20 protein-coding genes are annotated in these 19,478 nt (G+C 66.4%); 8 read left to right on the plus strand and 12 right to left on the minus strand.

Annotated elements, in window-relative coordinates; translation table 11 throughout:
* Nucleotides 1-51 precede the first annotated feature (51 nt).
* Nucleotides 52-1,806, minus strand: coding sequence for an oligopeptide:H+ symporter (locus QP552_RS05715; RefSeq protein ID WP_111112276.1), 1,755 nt, complete (start codon nt 1,804-1,806; stop codon nt 52-54).
* Between the two features lie 254 nt (nt 1,807-2,060).
* Between QP552_RS05715 and QP552_RS05720 the strand changes: the two genes are divergently transcribed.
* The 3 genes from QP552_RS05720 (at nt 2,061) to QP552_RS05730 (ending at nt 7,728) form a co-directional block, all read left to right on the plus strand.
* Complete coding sequence (locus QP552_RS05720; RefSeq protein ID WP_106549412.1) at nt 2,061-4,025, plus strand: oligopeptide transporter, OPT family; 1,965 nt, start codon at nt 2,061-2,063, stop codon at nt 4,023-4,025.
* Between the two features lie 234 nt (nt 4,026-4,259).
* Nucleotides 4,260-6,338, plus strand: coding sequence for a S9 family peptidase (locus QP552_RS05725; RefSeq protein ID WP_286075287.1), 2,079 nt, complete (start codon nt 4,260-4,262; stop codon nt 6,336-6,338).
* A 160-nt stretch (nt 6,339-6,498) separates the two neighbouring features.
* Nucleotides 6,499-7,728 (plus strand): DUF819 family protein, encoded by a 1,230-nt coding sequence (locus QP552_RS05730; protein WP_106549414.1) that lies wholly within the window; start codon nt 6,499-6,501, stop codon nt 7,726-7,728.
* An 87-nt stretch (nt 7,729-7,815) separates the two neighbouring features.
* Here the strand turns inward: QP552_RS05730 and QP552_RS05735 are convergent, their stop codons facing one another.
* From QP552_RS05735 to QP552_RS05755, 5 genes are read right to left on the minus strand one after another with little or no spacing between them, the layout of a single operon-like run.
* A complete protein-coding gene (locus QP552_RS05735; RefSeq protein ID WP_111112278.1) occupies nt 7,816-8,295 on the minus strand; it encodes a hypothetical protein in 480 nt (159 codons plus the stop codon).
* A 46-nt stretch (nt 8,296-8,341) separates the two neighbouring features.
* Entirely contained in the window at nt 8,342-8,602 is a 261-nt protein-coding gene (minE, locus tag QP552_RS05740; RefSeq protein ID WP_005408532.1) for a cell division topological specificity factor MinE, read from the minus strand.
* A gap of 2 nt (nt 8,603-8,604) precedes the next feature.
* Nucleotides 8,605-9,414, minus strand: a complete 810-nt coding sequence (gene minD, locus QP552_RS05745) for a septum site-determining protein MinD (RefSeq protein WP_005408533.1) — start codon at nt 9,412-9,414, stop codon at nt 8,605-8,607.
* A gap of 37 nt (nt 9,415-9,451) precedes the next feature.
* A complete protein-coding gene (minC, locus tag QP552_RS05750) occupies nt 9,452-10,294 on the minus strand; it encodes a septum site-determining protein MinC (RefSeq protein WP_111112279.1) in 843 nt (280 codons plus the stop codon).
* The gene (locus QP552_RS05755) at nt 10,240-10,836 is read right to left on the minus strand and encodes a GNAT family N-acetyltransferase (RefSeq protein WP_005408535.1); all 597 of its coding nucleotides are present in this window, start codon (nt 10,834-10,836) and stop codon (nt 10,240-10,242) included. The genes minC and QP552_RS05755 overlap by 55 nt, the downstream gene beginning before the upstream one ends.
* A gap of 196 nt (nt 10,837-11,032) precedes the next feature.
* Between QP552_RS05755 and QP552_RS05760 the strand changes: the two genes are divergently transcribed.
* The 5 genes from QP552_RS05760 to QP552_RS05780 all read left to right on the plus strand — a co-directional run bounded on the left by QP552_RS05760 (nt 11,033) and on the right by QP552_RS05780 (nt 14,976).
* Nucleotides 11,033-11,230: a hypothetical protein gene (locus QP552_RS05760; RefSeq protein WP_286075288.1), complete on the plus strand. Its 198-nt coding sequence runs from the start codon at nt 11,033-11,035 to the stop codon at nt 11,228-11,230.
* A gap of 112 nt (nt 11,231-11,342) precedes the next feature.
* Complete coding sequence (locus QP552_RS05765) at nt 11,343-12,551, plus strand: sensor histidine kinase (RefSeq protein WP_286075289.1); 1,209 nt, start codon at nt 11,343-11,345, stop codon at nt 12,549-12,551.
* Nucleotides 12,551-13,192 (plus strand): response regulator transcription factor, encoded by a 642-nt coding sequence (locus QP552_RS05770; RefSeq protein ID WP_005408537.1) that lies wholly within the window; start codon nt 12,551-12,553, stop codon nt 13,190-13,192. The genes QP552_RS05765 and QP552_RS05770 overlap by 1 nt, the downstream gene beginning before the upstream one ends.
* A 234-nt stretch (nt 13,193-13,426) precedes the next feature.
* A complete protein-coding gene (locus QP552_RS05775; protein ID WP_111112282.1) occupies nt 13,427-14,500 on the plus strand; it encodes an SRPBCC family protein in 1,074 nt (357 codons plus the stop codon).
* 104 nt (nt 14,501-14,604) lie between these two features.
* Entirely contained in the window at nt 14,605-14,976 is a 372-nt protein-coding gene (locus tag QP552_RS05780) for a DUF423 domain-containing protein (protein ID WP_286075290.1), read from the plus strand.
* A 511-nt stretch (nt 14,977-15,487) separates the two neighbouring features.
* Here the strand turns inward: QP552_RS05780 and QP552_RS05785 are convergent.
* From QP552_RS05785 to QP552_RS05810, 6 genes are read right to left on the minus strand one after another with little or no spacing between them, the layout of a single operon-like run.
* A complete protein-coding gene (locus QP552_RS05785) occupies nt 15,488-16,297 on the minus strand; it encodes a M15 family metallopeptidase (RefSeq protein ID WP_111112970.1) in 810 nt (269 codons plus the stop codon).
* 9 nt (nt 16,298-16,306) lie between these two features.
* A complete protein-coding gene (locus tag QP552_RS05790; protein ID WP_106549422.1) occupies nt 16,307-16,900 on the minus strand; it encodes a PH domain-containing protein in 594 nt (197 codons plus the stop codon).
* Nucleotides 16,897-18,186 (minus strand): alpha/beta fold hydrolase, encoded by a 1,290-nt coding sequence (locus QP552_RS05795; protein ID WP_258394054.1) that lies wholly within the window; start codon nt 18,184-18,186, stop codon nt 16,897-16,899. Before QP552_RS05795 ends, QP552_RS05790 begins: the two co-directional genes overlap by 4 nt.
* 2 nt (nt 18,187-18,188) lie before the next feature.
* A complete protein-coding gene (locus tag QP552_RS05800; protein ID WP_106549423.1) occupies nt 18,189-18,368 on the minus strand; it encodes a DUF4177 domain-containing protein in 180 nt (59 codons plus the stop codon).
* A complete protein-coding gene (locus tag QP552_RS05805; RefSeq protein ID WP_005408543.1) occupies nt 18,365-18,544 on the minus strand; it encodes a hypothetical protein in 180 nt (59 codons plus the stop codon). The genes QP552_RS05800 and QP552_RS05805 overlap by 4 nt, the downstream gene beginning before the upstream one ends.
* A 45-nt stretch (nt 18,545-18,589) precedes the next feature.
* A complete protein-coding gene (locus tag QP552_RS05810) occupies nt 18,590-19,471 on the minus strand; it encodes an SPFH domain-containing protein (RefSeq protein ID WP_019659308.1) in 882 nt (293 codons plus the stop codon).
* Between the last annotated feature and the right edge of the window lie 7 nt (nt 19,472-19,478).

A 19,478-nucleotide genomic window follows, 5' to 3' on the forward strand; every position in this document is an offset into this window, starting at 1 on the left:
AAGGGCGGCGGATGGTTCATCCGCCGCCCCGATTCCTGCCTCTGCGTGGGCTTACTTCACCCCGTGCATCATCTTCTTCAGCAGTGGCGCGGCGATGAAGGCGGCCAGCGCGCAGCCGAGGCCGATCCACATCAGCAGCCAGAACAGGTGCGCATAGGCACCAGCCGCGGCGACCATGTCCAGCGATTCGCCTTCCGGCACCTCGATCGCGGCCAGCTTGCCGAACAGTGCGGCAAGCGTTTCCGAGAATGCAGTGGCCAGGAACCAGGTGCCCATCATCAGGCTCATCACCCGCGGCACCGCCAACTGGGTCACCGCCGACAGGCCGACCGGCGACAGGCACATTTCACCGCTGGCCAGCAGGAAGTAGGCCAGCACCAGCCACCACACGCTGGCCATCTCGCCGGTGGCGCCAACCTGCTGTGCAGCCAGTGCCAGTGGGACGAATGAAAGCGCGCCGATCACCAGGCCCCAGGCCGACTTCACCGGCTTGCCCGGCTCCCAGCCACGGCGGTCCATCCAGGTCCACAGTGCGGCGAAGGCCGGGGCCAGCAGCACCAGGAACAGGCCGCCGAGATAGGTGAGCGAGCCGGCGGTCTGCGGAATCACCAGGCAGTCGCGCACCAGCAGCACCAGCATCAGTACGACGATGGCGGCGAAGAAGGTGCGCGGCGCCGACGACCCCGGACGGCGCTCGGACAACCGCGCGCTGACTACGAAGCCGAGCGGTGCCAGCAGCAGCGAGATGATCGACCACGGCAGCGGCGTGCCACCGGTGATCACCAGCGACGGCACGATGTCCTTGGTCAGCAGGCGGTCGGTGAAGGTCACCCACGAGCCATAGGACTGCTCGTACATCGTGAAGAACACCAGCGCCATGAAGATCAGCACCATCAGCGCGATCATCTGCTGGCGCTGCACCGGCGTGCACTTCGTGCCGGTGAACCAGGCGAACCAGACCAGCACGCCGCCCAGCACCACCAGCATCAGCATCAGCGCCAGGCTGATTTCGCCGCCCAGCGCGAACGCGCCGTTGCCGGCCGCCCACATCAGCCACGCCACTGGCAGTACACCGAGCACCGCGCACAGATAAATGAGCCATTCGCGCGGCAGTCCCAGCACCTTCTGCTTCAGCGCGGCCGGCTGTGGCGGTTCGGCATGGCCCTGCAGGTACTTCTGGCCCCACAGGAACATCGCCAGGCCGGCCAGCATGCCGATGCCGGCAGCGCCGAAACCGTACTTCCAGCCGTAAGCCTCGCCGAGGAAGCCGCACACCAGCGAGGAAAACAGCGCGCCGAGGTTGATGCCGGCGTAGAACAGTGAGAAGCCCGAATCGCGGCGCGGATCGTCCTTGGCGTACAGCTTGCCGACGATGGTGGAGATGTTCGGCTTCAGGAAGCCCACGCCCATGATGATCAGCGCCAGCGACAGGTAGGTCACCGCCAGCGCGGAGGTATCGCGCACCACTTCGCCGTTGACCCGGTAGGCCGCGTGGCCCTCGAAGGCCATGCCCAGATGGCCGAGCACCAGCAGGATGCCGCCGAACAGCACCGCCCGGCGCATGCCCAGCCAGCGGTCGGCCAGCATGCCGCCGAACACCGGGATGCAGTACACCAGGCCACCGTAGGCGCCGAGCAGGTCCAGGCCGGCCTTGTCGCCGAACAGGTGGTACTTGGTCAGGTACAGCAGCAGCAGCGCCTTCATGCCGTAGAAGGAGAAGCGCTCCCACATCTCGGTGAAGAAGCAGACGTAGACACCCTTGGGATGGCCCAGGAAGTCGTCGGAGGCGGTAGCGGCAACGGTCATCGACGGCGCGGACAGCGGAAAGGGCGCGATTATAGAAGGGGATGAGCCGCATCACGGCGCTTATGACAAATGCGACTTAATCCCCTCCGTCCCCTTTTGCGGCAGGCGTTGCCTGGCCTTGCCGGATCGGCCGGTTGGCCTTGCCGAACGGGTCGGGGAGGGCGTTGGGCCATGTCCTGCGGTGACCATGCGCACTGGACTTGCCGCCCCCTGAACGCTAGCGTGATCGGGATTTTTTGCCAGCAGGGGCTTCCATGAACCACGACGCTGCGCCCAAGCAGCTCACCTTCCGCGCAGTGGCCCTGGCCATCGTGCTGGCGGTGGTGCTGTCGGCCGCAAACGCCTACCTCGGTCTGTTCGCAGGCCTGACCATCGCCACCGCCATTCCCGCCGCGGTGATTTCCATGGGCGTGCTGCGCCTGCTGGGCGGTGGCTCCATCCTCGAAAACAACATCGTGCAGACCGGCGCTTCGGCCGGCTCGTCGATCGCCGCCGGTGTGATCTTCACCATCCCCGCGCTGGTGATCATGGGCTACTGGCCGGACTTCAAGTACTGGTGGGTGCTGGGCATCGCCGGCCTGGGTGGCCTGCTGGGCGTGCTGTTCTCGGTGCCGCTGCGCCGTTCGATGATCGTCGAAGACCCGCTGCCGTTCCCGGAAGGCAAGGCCGCGGCCGAAGTGCTCAAGGCCGGTGAGAATCCGGGCCCGGGCCTGAAGATCCTCGGCCTGTCGGCGGTGATCGGTGCGTTCGTCAAGCTGGCCGCGGAAAGCGGCATGCGCCTGATTCCCGATGCCTGGGCCACCTCGGCCTACGTCGGCAGCTCCAAGGTCACTGCCTTCATCGGCACCAACCTGTCGCCGGCGCTGCTGGGCGTGGGCTACATCGTCGGCCTCAACGTCGGCATCGTGGTGGTGTCCGGCTCGATCCTGACCTGGCACATCGCCATTCCGATCTACCAGGCGTTCTTCATGAACACCGATCCGGCGCTGGCCGCGTCGGTGGCTGCCGCTTCGTCCACCGAGGCCGCGTTCGCCATCTGGGGCGCGAAGATGCGTTACCTGGGCGTCGGCGCGATGCTGATCGGTGGCATCTGGACCCTGATCTCGCTGCGCAAGTCGCTGCTGAACGGCGTCAAGAGCGGCTTCGCGGCCGCGCGCAAGAGCGGTGGCCCGGTCTTGGCGCACACCGAGCGCGACCTGCCGATGAAGTGGATGCTGGTCGCCCTGGTGGTCTTCGTGCTGCCGCTGCTGGCCCTGTACCAGGCCATCGTCGGCCAGTGGCACGTGTCGATCCCGATGACGATCATCATGATCGTCGCCGGCTTCCTGTTCGTGTCGGTCTCGGCCTACCTGGCCGGCCTGATCGGCTCGTCCAACAACCCGGTCTCGGGCATCACCATCTCCACCATCCTGTTCGCCTCGGCCGTGCTGGTCGTGCTGCTGGGCGCCGATGGCCTGAAGCCGGTCGGTGCCGGTGGTGCGCCGCTGGGTGCGGTGGCCGCGATCATGATCGGCGCGGTGGTGTGCTGCGCCGCCGCGGTCGGCGGTGACAACCTGCAGGACCTCAAGGCCGGCTACATCGTCGGTGCCACCCCGTGGAAGCAGCAGCTGATGCTGGGCATCGGCGCGTTCTCGTGCGCGCTGATCATGGCCCCGGTGCTGAACCTGCTGGCCACCGCCTACGGCATTGGTGTGAAGTCCGAGCTGCATCCGAACGCACTGGCCGCGCCGCAGGCCAACCTGATGGCCTCGGTGGCCAAGGGCCTGTTCGGTGGCGAACTGCCGTGGACCTTCATCGGCATCGGTGCCGTGGTCGGCGCCGCCATCATCGCCTTCGACAGCTGGCTGAAGTCGCGCAACGCCCGCTTCCGCGTGCCGGTGCTGGCCGCCGCCATCGGTATCTACCTGCCGCTGGAACTGATGGTGCCGATCTTCCTCGGTGGCCTGATCGCCTACCTGGTCGAGCGCTTCCACAAGGTGCGCGCCGATGACGAAGAAGGCCGCGACCGCGTGCACAAGCCGGGCGTGCTGTTCGCCGCTGGCCTGATCACCGGCGAGGCGCTGATGGGCATCGCCATCGCGATTCCGATCGTGGTCAGCAGCCGCGCCGACGTGCTGGCCGTGCCGTTCCACCTGCCGGCCGCGCAGTGGATCGGGCTGGCCGTGCTGTTCCTGGTCGGCTGGCTGATCTACCGCACTGGCAAGTACGCCAAGGCGTAAGCAATGGGGTCGGATCCCTTCCCGCAGGGAAGGGCTCTGACCCCCACGCAGGCGGCGCCTGGGGTCAGAGCCGATTCTGCCGGAATCGGATCCGACCCCGGTGTCCCCTCAAACCGCGCTACGGCGCGGTTTGCTGTTTCTGGCGGCTGCCCGCCCGCAGGCATGACCGATGGCCTTGGCAGCTCCGGCCGCGCGGGCCTAACATCGGTTTTTTGCCGTCCTGCGGAGACCCCGATGAAACTGCGTCATGCCCTGCTGCCACTGAGCCTGCTGGCCGCCCTTCCCAGCGTTGCCGCTGCCCGTGGCCTGGAAGTCCGCGACATGGTGGCCATGGACCGCGTCTCCGCGCCGGTGCTGACCGCGGACGGTGGCACCGTGGTGTTCGCCAAGCGCAGCGTCGATGCCAACCTGAAGGCCTCCACCGCGCTGTTCGCACGCAACCTGCGCACCCGCGACGCGGCGCCGCCGAAGCAGATCACCCCGGCCGGCTGGAACGTCAATTCCGCCTCGCTGTCGGCTGATGGCCAGACGGTGTATTTCCTCAGCGCCAAGAACGGCAGCCAGCAGCTGTACGCGCAGCCGCTCAGCGGTGGCACCCCGCGCCAGCTGACCGATTTCGCGGTCGACGTGGACAGCTACCACGTGTCGCCGCAGGACGACCGCGTGCTGTTCAGCGCCGGCGTGTTCCAGGCCTGTGCCTCGGACCTGGCCTGCACCGAGAAGAAGCTGAAGGATGTGGCCGCTGCCAAGGCCAGCGGCAAGGTCTTCGACTCGCTGTTCGTGCGCCACTGGGACACCTGGAACGACGGCCGCCGCAACACCCTGTTCGTTGCGCCGCTGCCGGCCGCCAAGGTCGGTCCGGTCAAGGGCGCTTCGGCACTGAGCGCCACCATCGATGGTGATGCGCCGTCCAAGCCGTTCGGTGGCAATGACGATTTCGTGTGGTCGCCGGATGGCGCCAGCGTGGTGGCCAGCATCCGCGTGGCCGGCAAGCAGGAGCCGTGGTCAACCAACTTCGACCTGTATCGCTTCGACGCTGCCGGCAAGCAGGCGCCGGTCAACCTGACCGCGTCCAACCCGGCCTGGGATGCCGGTCCGGTGTTCAGCGCCGACGGCAAGACCCTGTTCTACCGTGCGATGAAGCGCCCGGGCTTCGAGGCCGACCGCTTCGGCTTGATGGCGATGGACCTGGCCAGCGGCAAGACCCGCGAGATTGCCCCGCAGTGGGACCGTTCGGCCGGTGGCATCACCCTGTCCGCCGACGGTGCCAGCATCTACACCACCGCCGATGACCTCGGCGAGCACCCGCTGTTCCAGATCGACGTGGCCAGCGGCAAGGCCACCAAGCTGATCGGCGACGGCAGCGTGACCTCGGTCGACGTGGCGGGCACCAGCGTGGCGATCACCCGCAACAGCCTGAAGAGCAACGACCAGGTGCTGGTCGGCCTGCTCCCGGCCGCAGGCGAAGCCATCGGCGAGCTGCGCGCGCTGACCCCGGCTGCTGGCGACGTGCTGAAGGACGTGTCCTTCGGCGACTACGAGCAGTTCGAGTTCAAGGGCTGGAACAACGACACCGTGCACGGCTACGTGGTCAAGCCGCACAACTACCAGGAAGGCAAGTCCTACCCGGTGGCGTTCCTGATCCACGGTGGTCCGCAGGGCAGCTTCGGCAACGGCTGGAGCTACCGCTGGAACCCGCAGACCTACGCGGGCCAGGGCTACGCGGTGGTGATGATCGACTTCCACGGTTCCACCGGCTACGGCCAGGCCTTCACCGATGCGATCAGCCAGCACTGGGGCGACCGTCCGCTGGAAGACCTGCAGAAGGGCTGGGACGCGGCGCTGAAGAAGTATTCCTTCCTCAACGGTGACAAGGCCTGTGCGCTGGGCGCCAGCTACGGCGGCTTCATGGTCAACTGGATCGCCGGCAACTGGAACAGCCCGTTCAAGTGCCTGGTCAACCACGACGGCGTGTTCGACCAGCGCATGATGGGTTACGCCACCGAAGAACTGTGGTTCACCGAGTGGGAGCAGGGCGGTACCCCGTACCAGAAGGCCGCGAACTACGAGAAGTTCAACCCGGTCAACCACGTGGCGGACTGGAAGAAGCCGATCCTGGTGATCCACGGCCAGCAGGACTTCCGCATCCCGGTCGAGCAGGGCCTGGCCGCGTTCACCGCTGCCCAGCGCCAGGGCATCGAATCGAAGTTCCTGTACTTCCCGGATGAGAACCACTGGGTGCTGAAGCCGAACAACAGCATCCTGTGGCACGACACCGTCAATGCTTGGCTGAAGCAGCACATCGGCGAATAAGCCGCTGCAGCGCGCAGGGGTCGGATCCCATCCGCATCGCGGATGGGCTCTGACCCCGTCATTGGTGGGTGTCGACCGTTGGTCGGCACGCCTTCGTCCCTCGGGGTCAGAGCCCTTTCGCATGGCGAAAGGGAGCCGACCCCGTATCGAGAGCACCTGCATGATCCAGAACGACATCGTCGTCTTCGGTTTGATCGCCGCCACCCTCGGCGCCGTGTTCTGGACCGCCTCGCGCGAGCAGGGCCTGTGGAAGCGCTTCTACACCTTCGTGCCGGCGCTGCTGCTGTGCTACCTGATTCCCGGCATCTACAACACCGTCGGCCTGATCGACGGGCAGAACACCAAGCTCTACAACCCGATCGCGCGCGACATCCTGCTGCCGGCGGCGCTGATCCTGCTCACCCTGGCGGTGGACATCAAGGGCATCCTGCGGCTCGGCCCGAAGCTGGTGCTGATGTACCTGGGCGCATCGGCCAGCATCATGCTCGGCGCGGTAGTGGCCTTCCTGCTGATGCGCGCGGTGCATCCGGAAACCGTCGCCGGCGACACCTGGGCCGGCATGGCCGCGTTGGCGGGCAGCTGGATCGGTGGCGGCGCCAACATGCTGGCGATGCGCGAAGTGTTCGACGTCAACGCCACCACGTTCGGCCAATTCGCGGTGGTCGACGTGGGTGTCGGCTACGTGTGGATGGCCGCGCTTATCTTCCTGGCCGGGCGTGCCGCGAAGATCGATGCACGCAGTGGCGCAGATACCTCGGCCATCGATGAGCTGAAGGAGCGCATCGCGCGCTTCCAGGCCGAACACGAGCGCATTCCCAGCCTCACCGACCTGATGCTGATCGTGGCAGTGGCCTTTGGTGGTGTCGGCCTGGCCCACGCCATTGGCGCGCCGCTGGCGGCGTGGTTCAAGGCCAACGTCAGCTGGGCCGCGCAGTTCAGCCTGGACGCACCGTTCGTGTGGGTGGTGGTGCTGTCGACCACGCTGGGCCTCAGCCTCAGTTTCACCCGTGCGCGCAACCTGGAAGGCGCGGGCGCCTCGCGCCTGGGCTCGCTGCTGCTGTACTTCCTGATCGCCTGCATCGGCATGCAGATGGATCTGCTGGCGTTGCTGGATCGCCCGTGGCTGTTCCTGCTGGGCATCATCTGGATCAGCGTGCACATCGTGCTGCTGTGGTGCCTGGGCAAGCTGCTGAAAGTGCCGTTCTTCTACTTCGCCATCGGTTCGCAGTCGAACATCGGTGGCCCGGCCTCGGCGCCGGTGGTGGCCGCGGCGTTCCATCCGGCGTTGGCGCCGGTAGGCGTGCTGCTGGGCACGATGGGCTACGCCACCGGCACCTACCTGGCCTATATCGTCGGCATCACCCTGCGCGCGCTGGCGGGGCAGGGCTGATCCTGTAGAGCCGGCCGCTGGCCGGCAACCCGGTGATGCTTCACGGCTTCATGAGGTTGCCGGCCAGCGGCCGGCACTACCGACGCTCTATGCCTGCAGCAACCCGCGTTCGATCAACCACGCTTTCGCGTCTTCGGCGTCCTGTTCGAACCACGCCTTCGTAGACCCCAGCCGATACGTATACCCCCAGGCATCCATGTCGGCCATCAACCGCGCACTGCCGACACCAGGCAACCGCCCGGCCAGCACGATCTGCAGATAGCAGGTGGCATCTTCCTCGGCCACTGAATCGGTGGCGTCGGTGTGCACCTGCGCTCGCCGCTCCGGCGGCAACACGATCAGATGGCAGGCTTCGTGCAGCATCGAATGCACGGGGGTGTCGTCGCGCACGTACACGTTGCTGGCGATGATGCCCGCCTCGGGCTCGCCCCAGTAGCTGCCTGGAATCGGTTCGCCGGCGGCCACATGGTGCAGCAGCAGGCCATGCGCGGCGAGCAGGCACTGCGCATCGGCGAAGGCGATGTCGCCCACGCAGGTGATGTCCACGGCAGTTGTCGTATCGGTCATGCAGGTCACGCAGCCCCGCCCATGCAGGCACGGGCGGGGCAGGGCATCAGGGTTTGTCCGGGCCTTCAGGCAGCGCCACGGAGATGTCCAGCACATCGTGCTGGCCATCCTTCACCAGGTCGACCTTCACCGCATCGACGTCGATGTTCACGTACTTCTTGATCACTTCCAGCAGCTCGCGCTGCAGCAGCGGCAGGTAGTCCGGGCCACCGCGGTGGCTGCGTTCCTGCGCGATGATGATCTGCAGGCGGTTCTTTGCGGTTTCGGCGGTGGTCTTCTTCGCTTTGAGGAAATCGAACAGGCCCATGCTTACCCTCCGAACAGCTTGCTGAAGAAGCCCTTCTTCTCGACGCTGGTGAAGCGCATCGGGCGATCTTCGCCGAGGATGCGCGCGACGGCGTCGTCATACGCCTGGCCGGCGGCGGATTCGACATCCAGGATGACCGGCTCGCCCTTGTTGGAGGCATTGAGCACGTCGCCCGATTCGGGGATCACGCCGATGGCCTTCAGGCCAAGGACTTCCTCGACGTCGGCGATGCTGAGCATCTCGCCGGTTTCCACCCGCAGCGGGGTGTAGCGGGTCAGCAGCAGGAACGCGGGCACGTTCTGGCCGGATTCGGCCTTGTGGGTCTTCGAGTCCAGCAGGCCGATGATGCGGTCGGAGTCGCGCACCGAGGACACTTCCGGGTTCACCACCACCACGGCGCGGTCGGCGAAGTACATCGCCAGGAACGCACCCTTCTCGATGCCGGCCGGCGAGTCGCAGATGATGTAGTCGAAGCCATCGGCGGCCAGGTCCTTCAGTACCTTGCCCACGCCTTCCTGGGTCAGTGCATCCTTGTCGCGGGTCTGCGAGGCGGCCAGCACGTACAGGTTGTCGAAGCGCTTGTCCTTGATCAGGGCCTGCTTGAGGGTGGCTTCGCCGTGCACGACGTTGACGAAGTCGTACACCACGCGGCGTTCGCAGCCCATGATCAGGTCGAGGTTGCGCAGGCCGACGTCGAAGTCGATCACCGCCACCTTCTTGCCGCGCCGCGCCAGGCCACAGGCCAGGCTTGCGCTGGAAGTGGTCTTGCCCACGCCGCCCTTGCCGGAGGTGACTACGATGATTTCAGCCAAAGGACTTCTCCTGGTTCTGCATTAGTTTGGGGCTGCGTCAGTCCAGCGCAGCGATCTTGATCTGGTCCTGTTCCAGCCACACCTGTACGGCCTTGCCGCGCAGGTTGTCCGGCACATCGTCCAGTACCTTGTAGTGGCCTGCAATGGCCACCAGTTCCGCATGGAAATCACGGCAGAAAATGCGTGCCGCGGTGTTGCCCTGGGCCCCTGCCAGCGCGCGGCCGCGCAGGGTGCCGTAGATATGGATGCTGCCATCGGCGATGACCTCGGCGCCGGCGCCGACGGTGGCCATCACGGTCAGGTCGCAGTATTCGGCGTACAGCTGCTGGCCCGAACGCACGTTGCCCAGCTGCATGCGGCCCGGCTGCGGCGCAGCTGCGTCGGCCACCTTGGCCACCGGTGCGGCCGGGGCCGGCTTCGGTTCGGCGCGCACGGCGCGGCGCGGTTCCGGCGCGGGCGGCGGGGCCGTTTCGGCCTCGGCACGTTCGTACTGGGCACGGAACTTGGCCAGCAGCGGCAGGCCGAGCTGCTGCGAGAGCAGGTCGACCGCGCTGGTGCCATAGGCCAGCGCCACCGGCAGCACGCCGGCGCTGCGCAGGCCATCGACCAGCGCCTGCGCGGTGGCCACGTCCGGCACCTGGCTCAGGCCGCCGAAATCGAGGATCACCGCCGCGCGGCCGAACAGCTTCGGCGCACGGGTCACGCGCTCGCGCATTTCCTGCACCAGGCGTTCGACATCAAGGGTACGGATGCGCAGGTTGGCGATGCCCACCTGGCCGATCTTCAGTTCACCGGCCTGTTCGTAATCGAAATTCACCGCCACGCTCAGGTCCCCGTCGGCCGCTGTGCCTGCGCCGGCAGCTGCCGGGCGCGTGTCCATGCCACATCCGGCAGCTTGCCGCCGTAGGTCTCCTGGACCCACGGGTAGCTGCACAGTTCCTTGGCCAGCATGCTGGCACGCACATCGACCTGGGCCATGGTGTTCTGGCCCAGCTCGCGGAAGCCGAAGCTGCCGTGGAAGAGCAGGGCGGCATCGGCGCCATGGTCGAGGAAGACTTCGCAGGTCATCTGCGGGTAGCGCAGCTCGGCAAAGCTCTGCGCGTCGGCATAGAACGCACGGCCGACGCCACCGCCGCGGCGGCGGCTGGCGACCACGATGCGGTCGATGTAGAAGAACGGGGTGTCCAGCTGCTGCTTGAACCAGGCGAAGTTGCTGCTGTCGTGCTGGCTGTCGCTGCCGAAGCCGATCAGGAAGCCGGCCAGGTTGCCGTCGCGCTCGGCGACGCGGAAATACTCAGCGGTTTCGTAGAACAGGCGCAGGCGGGCCGCATCCAGGGGAAGGATGGCCAGGCCAGCGTTGTTGTTCAAAGCCAGGACGGAATCGAGCTCGTGCTCGCGCACGTCGCGGATGACAATCGACATTGTGACTCCGTGGGGTAACGCGGTGGGTCCATCAAGGGACCGTCTGCACGATTATTGCACGGGGAGGCTTGGGCGCGTGCAGCGCCGTTCGTTGAGGCGTCACCCAGGCTGTGATATACCCGGCACACCTCTGGGGCAATGATGCGCCAGCGGCGATGTGGGTTCATTCATCAAATCAAAGGATGATTTTACAAATATGAACGCAATCGATTCCAAGTCCTGTGACCAGTACGGCCTGCGCGAGGTGACCGCCGAGCAGATCGAGGCCGTCTCGGGCGGCAAGGCGGACTTCTCCGGCGTCACTTCGTCTGTGGACAGCACCGCGCAGATCGTCAGCGGCTCGTGCGTGCGGTCTTCGAGCATGATGCCGTACTTCAGCTTCTCCTGCCTGTAGTCGCAACCGGGGAGGGTGCGGCAGACAGCACCCTCCCTCTGGCGGCCAACCCGTGCCGCGCGGGCGTGACTTTCGGGGCTTGGGCATGCCGGTGGAACCGCTACGATGAGGCATGCTGGTTCGACTCAACCACAATGCGATGCTGCGCTACTCCGGGCTGTTCACCTGGGGCACCGTCGGCCTTTGGCTCGCGATCTACCTGATCGACCCGGTCTCGCTGACGCTTGAGACCCTGGATGGCGAAGCGGGCTTCCGCATCATTCCGTGGGCCTCGGCCTACCTCGCTTTCGGTGTTGTGTACTGGGTGCTGACCCGCTCGTTGGGTGAGAGCCGTCCAGGCATCTTCGACCATGCCGCCCTTGTCCTGCTGACCGCCTGTGCGATCGGCGTGAGCTATTTTTCCGGGACCGCGCTGGGCAGCATCCTGCTGATGGTGGTGGCCGGCCTGCTGCCATGGCTGCTGGGCCCGCGCATCGGCGTGCTCTGGCTGGTAGCCAGCAATCTGGCCGTGCTGCCTGTCTACATCCAGCCCCTGGGGTTCCCGCCGTTCATCGCCGTGCTGCAGGCGGTGGGCTACATGGGCTTCTCCAGCTTCGTTTTCGTCATCGCGCTGGTGGCCCGCCGTCAGGCCGAGGCGCGCGACGAACAGCGTCGGCTCAATTCAGAGCTGCGTGCCACCCGCGCCCTGCTGGCCGAGAGTGCCCGCGTCAACGAGCGCACCCGTATCTCGCGCGAGCTGCATGACCTGCTGGGCCATCAACTGACCGCGCTGACCCTGAACCTGGAAGTGGCCGGGCACCTGGCCGAAGGGCAGGCGCTGGAGCATGTGAAGCGCTCCCACGCCCTGGCCAAACTGCTGCTGGGCAACGTGCGCGAGGTGGTCAGCCAGCTGCGCGAGACCGGCGCGATCGATCTGGCCGCGGCGCTGCGCCCGCTGACCGAGAACGTGCCTTCGCTGGACATCCAGCTGGACATCGAGGATCCGCTGAACGTGGAGGACCCACAGCGGGCCCACGTGCTGCTGCGCTGCACCCAGGAGATCATCACCAACGCGGTGCGCCACGCCGGTGCCCGCCACCTGTGGATCAAGGTGTACCGTGAAGCCCCGGACCGTGTGGTGGTGGAGGCCCGCGACGACGGTGTCGGCGCGGACATGGTCAACGTGGGCAATGGCTTGCGCGGCATGCGCGAGCGCCTGCAACAATGTGGCGGCCAGCTGCAGATCGAGACCCGTCCCGGCGAAGGCTTCCGCCTGCGGGCGACGGTGCCGGCAACGGTGCTGGTGGCCGCCCTTACCAAGGTTCCTGAAGGAGTACGTTGATGATTCGCGTCTGCCTGGTTGATGACCAAACCCTGGTGCGGCAGGGAATCCGCTCCCTGCTGGCACTCGACGACGGCATCGAGGTGGTGGCTGAGGCCGGCGATGGCCGGCAGGCGGTGGAGCTGATCCCGCAGGTGCGCCCCGACGTGGTCCTGATGGACATGCGCATGCCGGTGATGTCCGGGCTGGAAGCGCTGCAGGTGCTGTCGCGGCAGGAACAGCTGCCGCCGACCATCATCCTCACCACCTTCGACGACGATCAGCTGGTGCTGGCCGGCCTCAAGGCCGGTGCCAAGGGCTACCTGCTCAAGGACGTCACCCTGGCACAGCTGGTCGGTGCCATCCGCACCGTGGCCGAGGGTGGTTCGCTGGTGCAGCCGGCGGTGACCCAGCGCCTGTTGTCGGGCCTGGAGCACATGCGCAACGAGTTCGTCAGCCTGGACCGCCCGGACCCGCTGACCGACCGCGAGACCGAGATCCTTCGGCTGATGGCCAGCGGTTTCTCCAACAAGGAGATCGCCAACTCGCTGGGCGTGGCCGAGGGGACCATCAAGAACCACGTGTCCAACATCCTCTCCAAGCTGGGTGTGCGCGACCGTACGCGCGCGGTACTGAAGGCGTTCGAACTCCAGCTGGTCTGAGGAAAATCGTTTCGGTACAACGACTTGGATGGTGGCAGGGGGTTCCGGCCAAGGTTGCCCCCTACTTGCCGGGTAGCGGTATGCGTTACCCTTCGAACTCTTTGTCCATACAAATACGCAGCCGGCAGGGAAACCGGTGCGCCAATCCCGATAAACAATGCCCGCGAAGCCTGCTAGGATTGGCGCTTCGCTTCAATCAACCCGGCCGTGGGATCGGCCCCGGAGACTCTCTGAATGACCCGTATTATCGAGTTCCTGATCGCCTTGGGGATCGTGGCTGGCCTGTTCGTCATCATTGGCGTATGTCTGCCGGGCGAGCGTCACATCACCGAAAGCATCGAGACCAACCGCAAGATGACGATCGTGTACGACACGGTCAGCAGCCTGCGCCGCTTCAAGGACTGGAACCCGCTGGTACTGCGCGATCCCGCCGTTGAACTGAAGCTGTCCGGCCCGGCCTCCGGCAAGGGCGCCACCCTGGACTTCACCTCCAAGGACCTGGGCACCGGCTCCTGGAAGATTACCGACGCCGAAGAGAACAAGCGCGTTGCGATCGCCATCGAAGACGCCACCAAGGGTCACGACAAGGTCACCACCTTCACCCTGGAGCCGACCGGCAAGGGCGGCCGTAACGTCAAGATCACCCAGGACTACTCGGTGAAGTACGGCTTCGACCTGTTCGGCCGTTACGCCGGCCTGTATGTCAGCCGCCAGATCGGCGACGACATCAAGATGGGTCTGTCGCGCATGGCCAACATGCTCGCCAGCGTGCCGAACGTCGACTACCGCACCCCGGAAGCGCCGCTGACCGATCTGGCCATCGTCGATGTGCCGGCCGAGGACCTGCTGGTCGTCAACGCCGGTAACGTGGATCGCGGTCAGGACACGATCACCAAGTCCATCAAGGACAACCAGGAGTGGATCAAGCGCGTGATGGAGGCCAATGGCCTTGAAGCCGCCGGTCCGTTCCGCATCATCACCACCGACTTCGGTCAGGAGAAGTACGCCTTCGACATCGCCCAGCCGGTGAAGAAGAAGGGTGCTGAAGGCGCTGCTGCTGAAGCCCTGACCGTCAAGATCGACGGTGGCGCTCCGGTCAAGTACGTGCACGTCGCTCCGCACCGCTCGGCACATGCGGCCTACACCGGCCACATGGCGGGCCTGGACGTGGCCCGGAACGGCCTGCGCGCCTGGGCCGTGACGGCGGGCAACGAAGTGATCGACCGTCCGTACGAATCCTGGAAGGACGGCATCGACAAGTCGTTCACCCCGGAAGGTACCTACGACATCTACTGGGCCGTCAAGTAAGCCTCGGCTGACCCATGTAGTGTTGGACACGAAAACGCGCCGCTCATTGCGGCGCGTTTTTTTTGATCTGGCGCCCGGAAAGGGGCGCTGCGCAAGGAGCCCTCATGTTCAACCTGGAACGTCGCGCACGTAAGCCTTCCCTGCTGGCCTGTCTTGGCGCGCTGCTGGCGGCCGCCTCGATCGGTCTGTCCGCCTACGCATCGCACGGTGTGGCCGACCCGCAGGCGCAGCAGCATCTGAACATGGCGGCGCTGTATGCGTTCGCACACGGTGCGGTGCTGGTGGCGCTCGGGCCGCGCGCGCAGGGCGCGATCGCGCACCTGGCGCTGTACGTGCTGCTGCTGGGCGTGCTGCTGTTCTCCGGCAGCCTGGTGGGCGGCGCGCTGTGGCAGTGGCCGACGCGGATGGCGCCGATCGGTGGCACCAGCATGATGGCCGGATGGGTGTTGCTGGCGATCAATGCGTTGAGGCGGTGAGGGTCGCAGGGCTGTCGCTCCGATCCATGCCGATGCGATCGTGATGGTTCATGGGCGTTACTTTTCTTTTCGCGCGAGAAGAAAAGTAACCAAAAGAAACGCGCCGCCGACCGCGAGCCGGTGCTGCGCACCGGTCCCCTGCGCTCCTTGGCCCGTCGAGGGACGGTGCGGAGAGCAGCCGAGCATGGCTCGGCTCTACAGAATCGCAAGCACCTCTTCGCCCTCGCCGGACCTGCGGTGCTCGGCTCGCTTGAAGGCGGACCCAGCAGCCGCGCGCTGATCCGTCATAGAGGCTTCGAGCGAAGCGACCCGCTTTTGTCTTTGCTCTCTTGTTCCATCCCGTGGCGGACGCACGCGGAAACTGTCAGAGGCCGGGCGGGTGGGCTGGGCAGGGGTATCCGCGCCATGGATGGCGCGGCTAAGCCTCCAAGGACGGATTCACGGCGTCCCCTGTCCAGCCTACCCGCCCGGACAGCTCCATGAATTTCGCCGTGCAGCCGCCACGAGGGGCTCAGCCGTTGGCCGGCTTCCAGCACCAGTGCCACGGTTCGTAGACGATGCCGTGCGGGTTGTCGCGCGGGTAGCTCAGCTGGAAGCCGTGTTCACCGGCATGGGCCTGCAGCCAAGCGAATGCCTCGGTCGCTTCGAACGCTTCCTCGGCGGGCGCGTCCCCGGGTGTGCCGATATCCAGCGCATGGCCGCTGTGGTGTTCGCTGAAGCCCGGCGCTGCATTGACCTTCAGGATCTCCGCCACGCCCAGTCCGCGTGCCAGCTTCCGCTCGAAGATTCCCAGCTGGTAGGCATGGCTGCGGAAACCGGAGATGGCGTCCAGTGCGATGCCATCCTGCGCTGCGTGCAGGCGCATGCGGCGCCAGCCCTGTGCGGCGCCGCGACGCAGCCACAGCGGGCGGGCGAAACGATCACGGCCTGCGAAGTGCAGCAGGCAGGGCTCAGGCTCGAGCGGCAGCCCGCTGTCGTCGGCGTAGCGCTGTGCATCCAGGCCAAGCTGCTGCAGGCGCTGCTGCAGTCCAGCCAGCGGCAGCCATTGTTCTTCCAGTGAGGTGCCGAGCGGCCGTGCCAGCGGCGCGTCCAGCAACGCCAGGGCCTCCTCGACGCCGGGTTCGCGCGGCAGGCGCGGCACCAGCGAATGGACGCCGCGCGCCAGCACCGCAGCCAGGTAACGGCCATCACGCTTGCGCCGCAGCACCCATTGCGCCTGCGACAGCAGGCGTGCATCCGGATTGCTGCGTGCGCGCAGCAGATCGGCGGGCCACAGCTCGATGGCTTCGGTATTGATCAGCAGGGGCGGGCGTCGTTGCATCGCCTCAGCTTACTGCTGCGGTGCCGGTGCGGCCACCTTGCGCAGTGCCTCCAGCAGCGCCTGTGGCCGGTCCAGGCTGAGCAGCAGGGTGCTGCCATCGCGTACCGGCAGCACCAGGACGCGGCTGCGGTCGGTGACCAGCGCAAAACCCTTGCCACCGCCCTGCAGGCGGAAATGGCCGGAATGGAAGCCCGGCATCGAATAGCCATTGGTCTTGAAACGGATGCCATAGCGGCGATCGTGGCCGAGGTCGACCACCTCGGCCTGGTCCAGGCGCAGCTGCGCCACCGGCACCCGCCGCCGGTACATCGTTGAACGCACGTCCAGCATGTCGCCATCGAACTCAACCCGGCGCCTGAAGAAGGCCAGGCCCAGCCCGATGCCGAGCACGGCAATCACCACCAGGCTCCATGCCGCGCTGCCGCCCATGCGGAACCACGGCGGCGACAGGGTCACCTCCATCCACGGTGCGTCGGCCCGGGTGGTGTGCAGCTGCGCGTAGACGCTGATGGCGAAGGCCAGCAGCAGGGGCAGCACCACCCAGAGCACGCGGAACGGCGAGCTCTCCGCCACATCGAAGCGTTTCGGATCGCTGCCGCTCATCGCTGCGCCTTGATCCAGGTGGCCACATCATCGATCAGCGTTGTATCGACATGGCCCGGTTGTGCATATTCCTGCAGCGAGCTGGGACCGCTGCCGGCAATGCCGATGTGGTTGAGTGCCGGATACGCGCGCCATTGCACATCGCTGCGGCCGGCCAGCGCCTTCTGCCAGAGCGCCCAGTCGGCATCGGGTACCTGGAAATCGCGGCCGCCGTGCAGCATCAGCAGTGGTTTGTGCAGGGCCTGTGCATCGGCACGTGCGTTGACCGCCTCCACGCTCTTCCAGAACGACTGCGGAACGCCCAGTGGCAGTTCGCTCGCTGGCGCCGGTGCATCACTGCGCGCCGCCGCGATCTGCGCGTCAAGACGGTCGAGGAAGGCCTGTTCCGGTGCGCTGATGCTGCCGTCCAGTGCCATCAGGTAGCGGTTCTGTTCCGGCAACAGTTCCAGCAGCGTGCGTGCGGGCGCAGCCCACAGGATCGCGCCGCGTGCCTGTGGCCAGCGAGTGGCGATGCGCGGGGCGAGCATGCCGCCCTGGCTGTGCCCCATCACGAACACTCGCTTGCGGTCGATGTGCGGGGCCGCAGCCAGGCTGGCCAGCGCGGCCTCGGCATCCAGCGTGGTTTCGTCATCGACGGTGAAGTGGTCGTTGGCGAAATCCTGCGGGCGGGCGAGGGTGCGCTTGTCATAGCGCAGCACGGCGATGCCCTGGGCGGCCAGGCCGCGGGCAACATCCAGGAACGGGCGACTGCCACCGATCGTCTCATCGCGGTCCTGCGGACCCGAACCATGCACCAGCACCACCGCCGGGAAAGGGCCTTTTCCCTTCGGCAGTGCCAGGGTGCCGGGCAGGGCGCCGCGCGCCTGCGGCACGCTGAAATCCACTTCGCTGTAGGTGGCATCGGCCGGCGGCGGTGGTGCCTTGTCGGCCGCAGCGGGCCGCAGCATCAGGCCGGCCACCTTGTCCTGTGCATCCACCGCCACCTGCGCATTGACGCGGCCGCTGGCGAACTTCAGTGGCACCACCACCAGCGTCATGTCCTGTCGTGTATTCACCTGGACGGCGCCGCGATCCTGCAGTGTGCCCAATGAGTTCCACAAGGCGCCCAGCTTCTCGGCGGGCACGGCCTGGGCCATCTGCGGCGTGAACATCGCTTCCGCTTCGGCTACGCGCCCGGCCTGCAGGTGATCGAGCAGGCGGTTGGCGATCTGCTGCGGTTCGGCGGCGATCGCCGGGCAGCTCAGCAGGGCCAGTGACAGCATGAGCAATCTGCGATGGCGCGACATGGCTACTGTTCCTTCTTGAAGACCAGCATGGCCGGGCGCATCGGCGCCGGAATGATGATGTTGACCAGTTCCCAGCCCAGCTGGCCCTGGCGGGTCAGTTCACTCTGGATGTCCTCGGCCTTCAGGACGCCCATCATCGTGGTCTTCACTTCGATCGTCTGGTAACTCCAGCGCGTGCTCATTCCTTGTCCTCCGGCGATGGCGTGGGTTTTGGCAGGCGTCCTGCCTTGCGCAGTGCGTCGCGCAGCACGTATTCAATCTGCGCGTTGAGGCTGCGCAGCTCGTCGTCGGCCCAGCGCTGCGCCGCGGCCAGGACCTCGGCGTTGATGCGCAGCGGATAGGCTTTCTTCTCACTCATGAAAACTCCTGGCGGGGCGGTGGGGCGCCCCGTTGCGAGGGTGGTTCAGTACAGCGAACCGGCGTTGACGATCGGCTGGGTGCCGCGGTCCGAGCACAGCACGGTCAGCAGGTTGCTGACCATGTGCGCCTTGCGTTCCTCGTCCAGCTCAACCACGCCGTTCTTCTGCAGTTCGGCCAGGGCCATTTCGACCATGCCGACGGCACCAGCCACGATGCGCGTGCGTGCAGCGATCACCGCGTTGGCCTGCTGGCGCTGCAGCATGGCCTGGGCAATTTCAGCGGCGTAGGCGAGGTGGCTGATGCGTGCGTCGATCACCTGCACACCCGCATCGGCCAGGCGCTCGGCCAGCTCGTTCTTCAGGTGCTGGGAGATCTCGCTGGCGTGGCTGCGCAGGGCCAGCTGGCCGTCCTCGTGCTGGTCGTAGGGATAGCTGGTCGCCATCGCACGCAGCGCGGATTCGGACTGGATGTGCACGAAGCTCTCGTAGTCGTCCACGTTGTAGACCGCTTCGGAGGCGTCGACCACCTGCCAGACGATCACTGCGGCGATCTCGATCGGGCTGCCGTCCAGCTCGTTGACCTTCAGCTTGCCGCTCTCGAAGTTGCGCACGCGCTGGCTCACCCGGCGCTTGGCGTAGAAGGGGTTGTTCCAGCGCAGGCCGTTGTCCTTGACGGTGCCGACGTACTTGCCGAACAGGCTCAGCACCGCCGCCTGGTTGGGCTGGATGGTGTACAGGCCGGCCAGGATGAAGACCGCGGCAGCGACCACCAGCACGCCGGCCAGCATCAGCAGCAGGTTGGGCGAGCCGGTGCTGGCCTTGGCCGCCACCCCCAGCACGAACAGCGCGCCGCCGGCCAGCGCGGCCAGCAGGGATCCGGCCAGGGTGCCGAGGCCGTTGAGGGAGGCAAGCGACTTCTCTTTCATGGCGGTA

This window comes from Stenotrophomonas sp. 59, from assembly GCF_030291095.1.
Taxonomy (GTDB): Bacteria; Pseudomonadota; Gammaproteobacteria; order Xanthomonadales; family Xanthomonadaceae; genus Stenotrophomonas; species Stenotrophomonas maltophilia_Q.

Coding starts and splice junctions, on each gene's coding strand:
- QP552_RS05765 (WP_286075289.1), top strand. CDS start 11,343: ATGCTGGTTCGACTCAACCACAATGCGATGCTGCGCTACTCCGGGCTG.
- QP552_RS05770 (WP_005408537.1), top strand. CDS start 12,551: ATGATTCGCGTCTGCCTGGTTGATGACCAAACCCTGGTGCGGCAGGGA.
- QP552_RS05800 (WP_106549423.1), bottom strand. CDS start 18,368: ATGAGCACGCGCTGGAGTTACCAGACGATCGAAGTGAAGACCACGATG.
- minE (WP_005408532.1), bottom strand. CDS start 8,602: ATGGGCCTGTTCGATTTCCTCAAAGCGAAGAAGACCACCGCCGAAACC.
- QP552_RS05735 (WP_111112278.1), bottom strand. CDS start 8,295: ATGACCGATACGACAACTGCCGTGGACATCACCTGCGTGGGCGACATC.
- QP552_RS05725 (WP_286075287.1), top strand. CDS start 4,260: ATGAAACTGCGTCATGCCCTGCTGCCACTGAGCCTGCTGGCCGCCCTT.
- QP552_RS05755 (WP_005408535.1), bottom strand. CDS start 10,836: ATGTCGATTGTCATCCGCGACGTGCGCGAGCACGAGCTCGATTCCGTC.
- QP552_RS05775 (WP_111112282.1), top strand. CDS start 13,427: ATGACCCGTATTATCGAGTTCCTGATCGCCTTGGGGATCGTGGCTGGC.
- QP552_RS05715 (WP_111112276.1), bottom strand. CDS start 1,806: ATGACCGTTGCCGCTACCGCCTCCGACGACTTCCTGGGCCATCCCAAG.
- QP552_RS05805 (WP_005408543.1), bottom strand. CDS start 18,544: ATGAGTGAGAAGAAAGCCTATCCGCTGCGCATCAACGCCGAGGTCCTG.
- QP552_RS05730 (WP_106549414.1), top strand. CDS start 6,499: ATGATCCAGAACGACATCGTCGTCTTCGGTTTGATCGCCGCCACCCTC.
- QP552_RS05810 (WP_019659308.1), bottom strand. CDS start 19,471: ATGAAAGAGAAGTCGCTTGCCTCCCTCAACGGCCTCGGCACCCTGGCC.
- QP552_RS05785 (WP_111112970.1), bottom strand. CDS start 16,297: ATGCAACGACGCCCGCCCCTGCTGATCAATACCGAAGCCATCGAGCTG.
- minC (WP_111112279.1), bottom strand. CDS start 10,294: ATGGACACGCGCCCGGCAGCTGCCGGCGCAGGCACAGCGGCCGACGGG.
- QP552_RS05790 (WP_106549422.1), bottom strand. CDS start 16,900: ATGAGCGGCAGCGATCCGAAACGCTTCGATGTGGCGGAGAGCTCGCCG.
- QP552_RS05720 (WP_106549412.1), top strand. CDS start 2,061: ATGAACCACGACGCTGCGCCCAAGCAGCTCACCTTCCGCGCAGTGGCC.
- QP552_RS05780 (WP_286075290.1), top strand. CDS start 14,605: ATGTTCAACCTGGAACGTCGCGCACGTAAGCCTTCCCTGCTGGCCTGT.
- QP552_RS05795 (WP_258394054.1), bottom strand. CDS start 18,186: ATGTCGCGCCATCGCAGATTGCTCATGCTGTCACTGGCCCTGCTGAGC.
- QP552_RS05760 (WP_286075288.1), top strand. CDS start 11,033: ATGAACGCAATCGATTCCAAGTCCTGTGACCAGTACGGCCTGCGCGAG.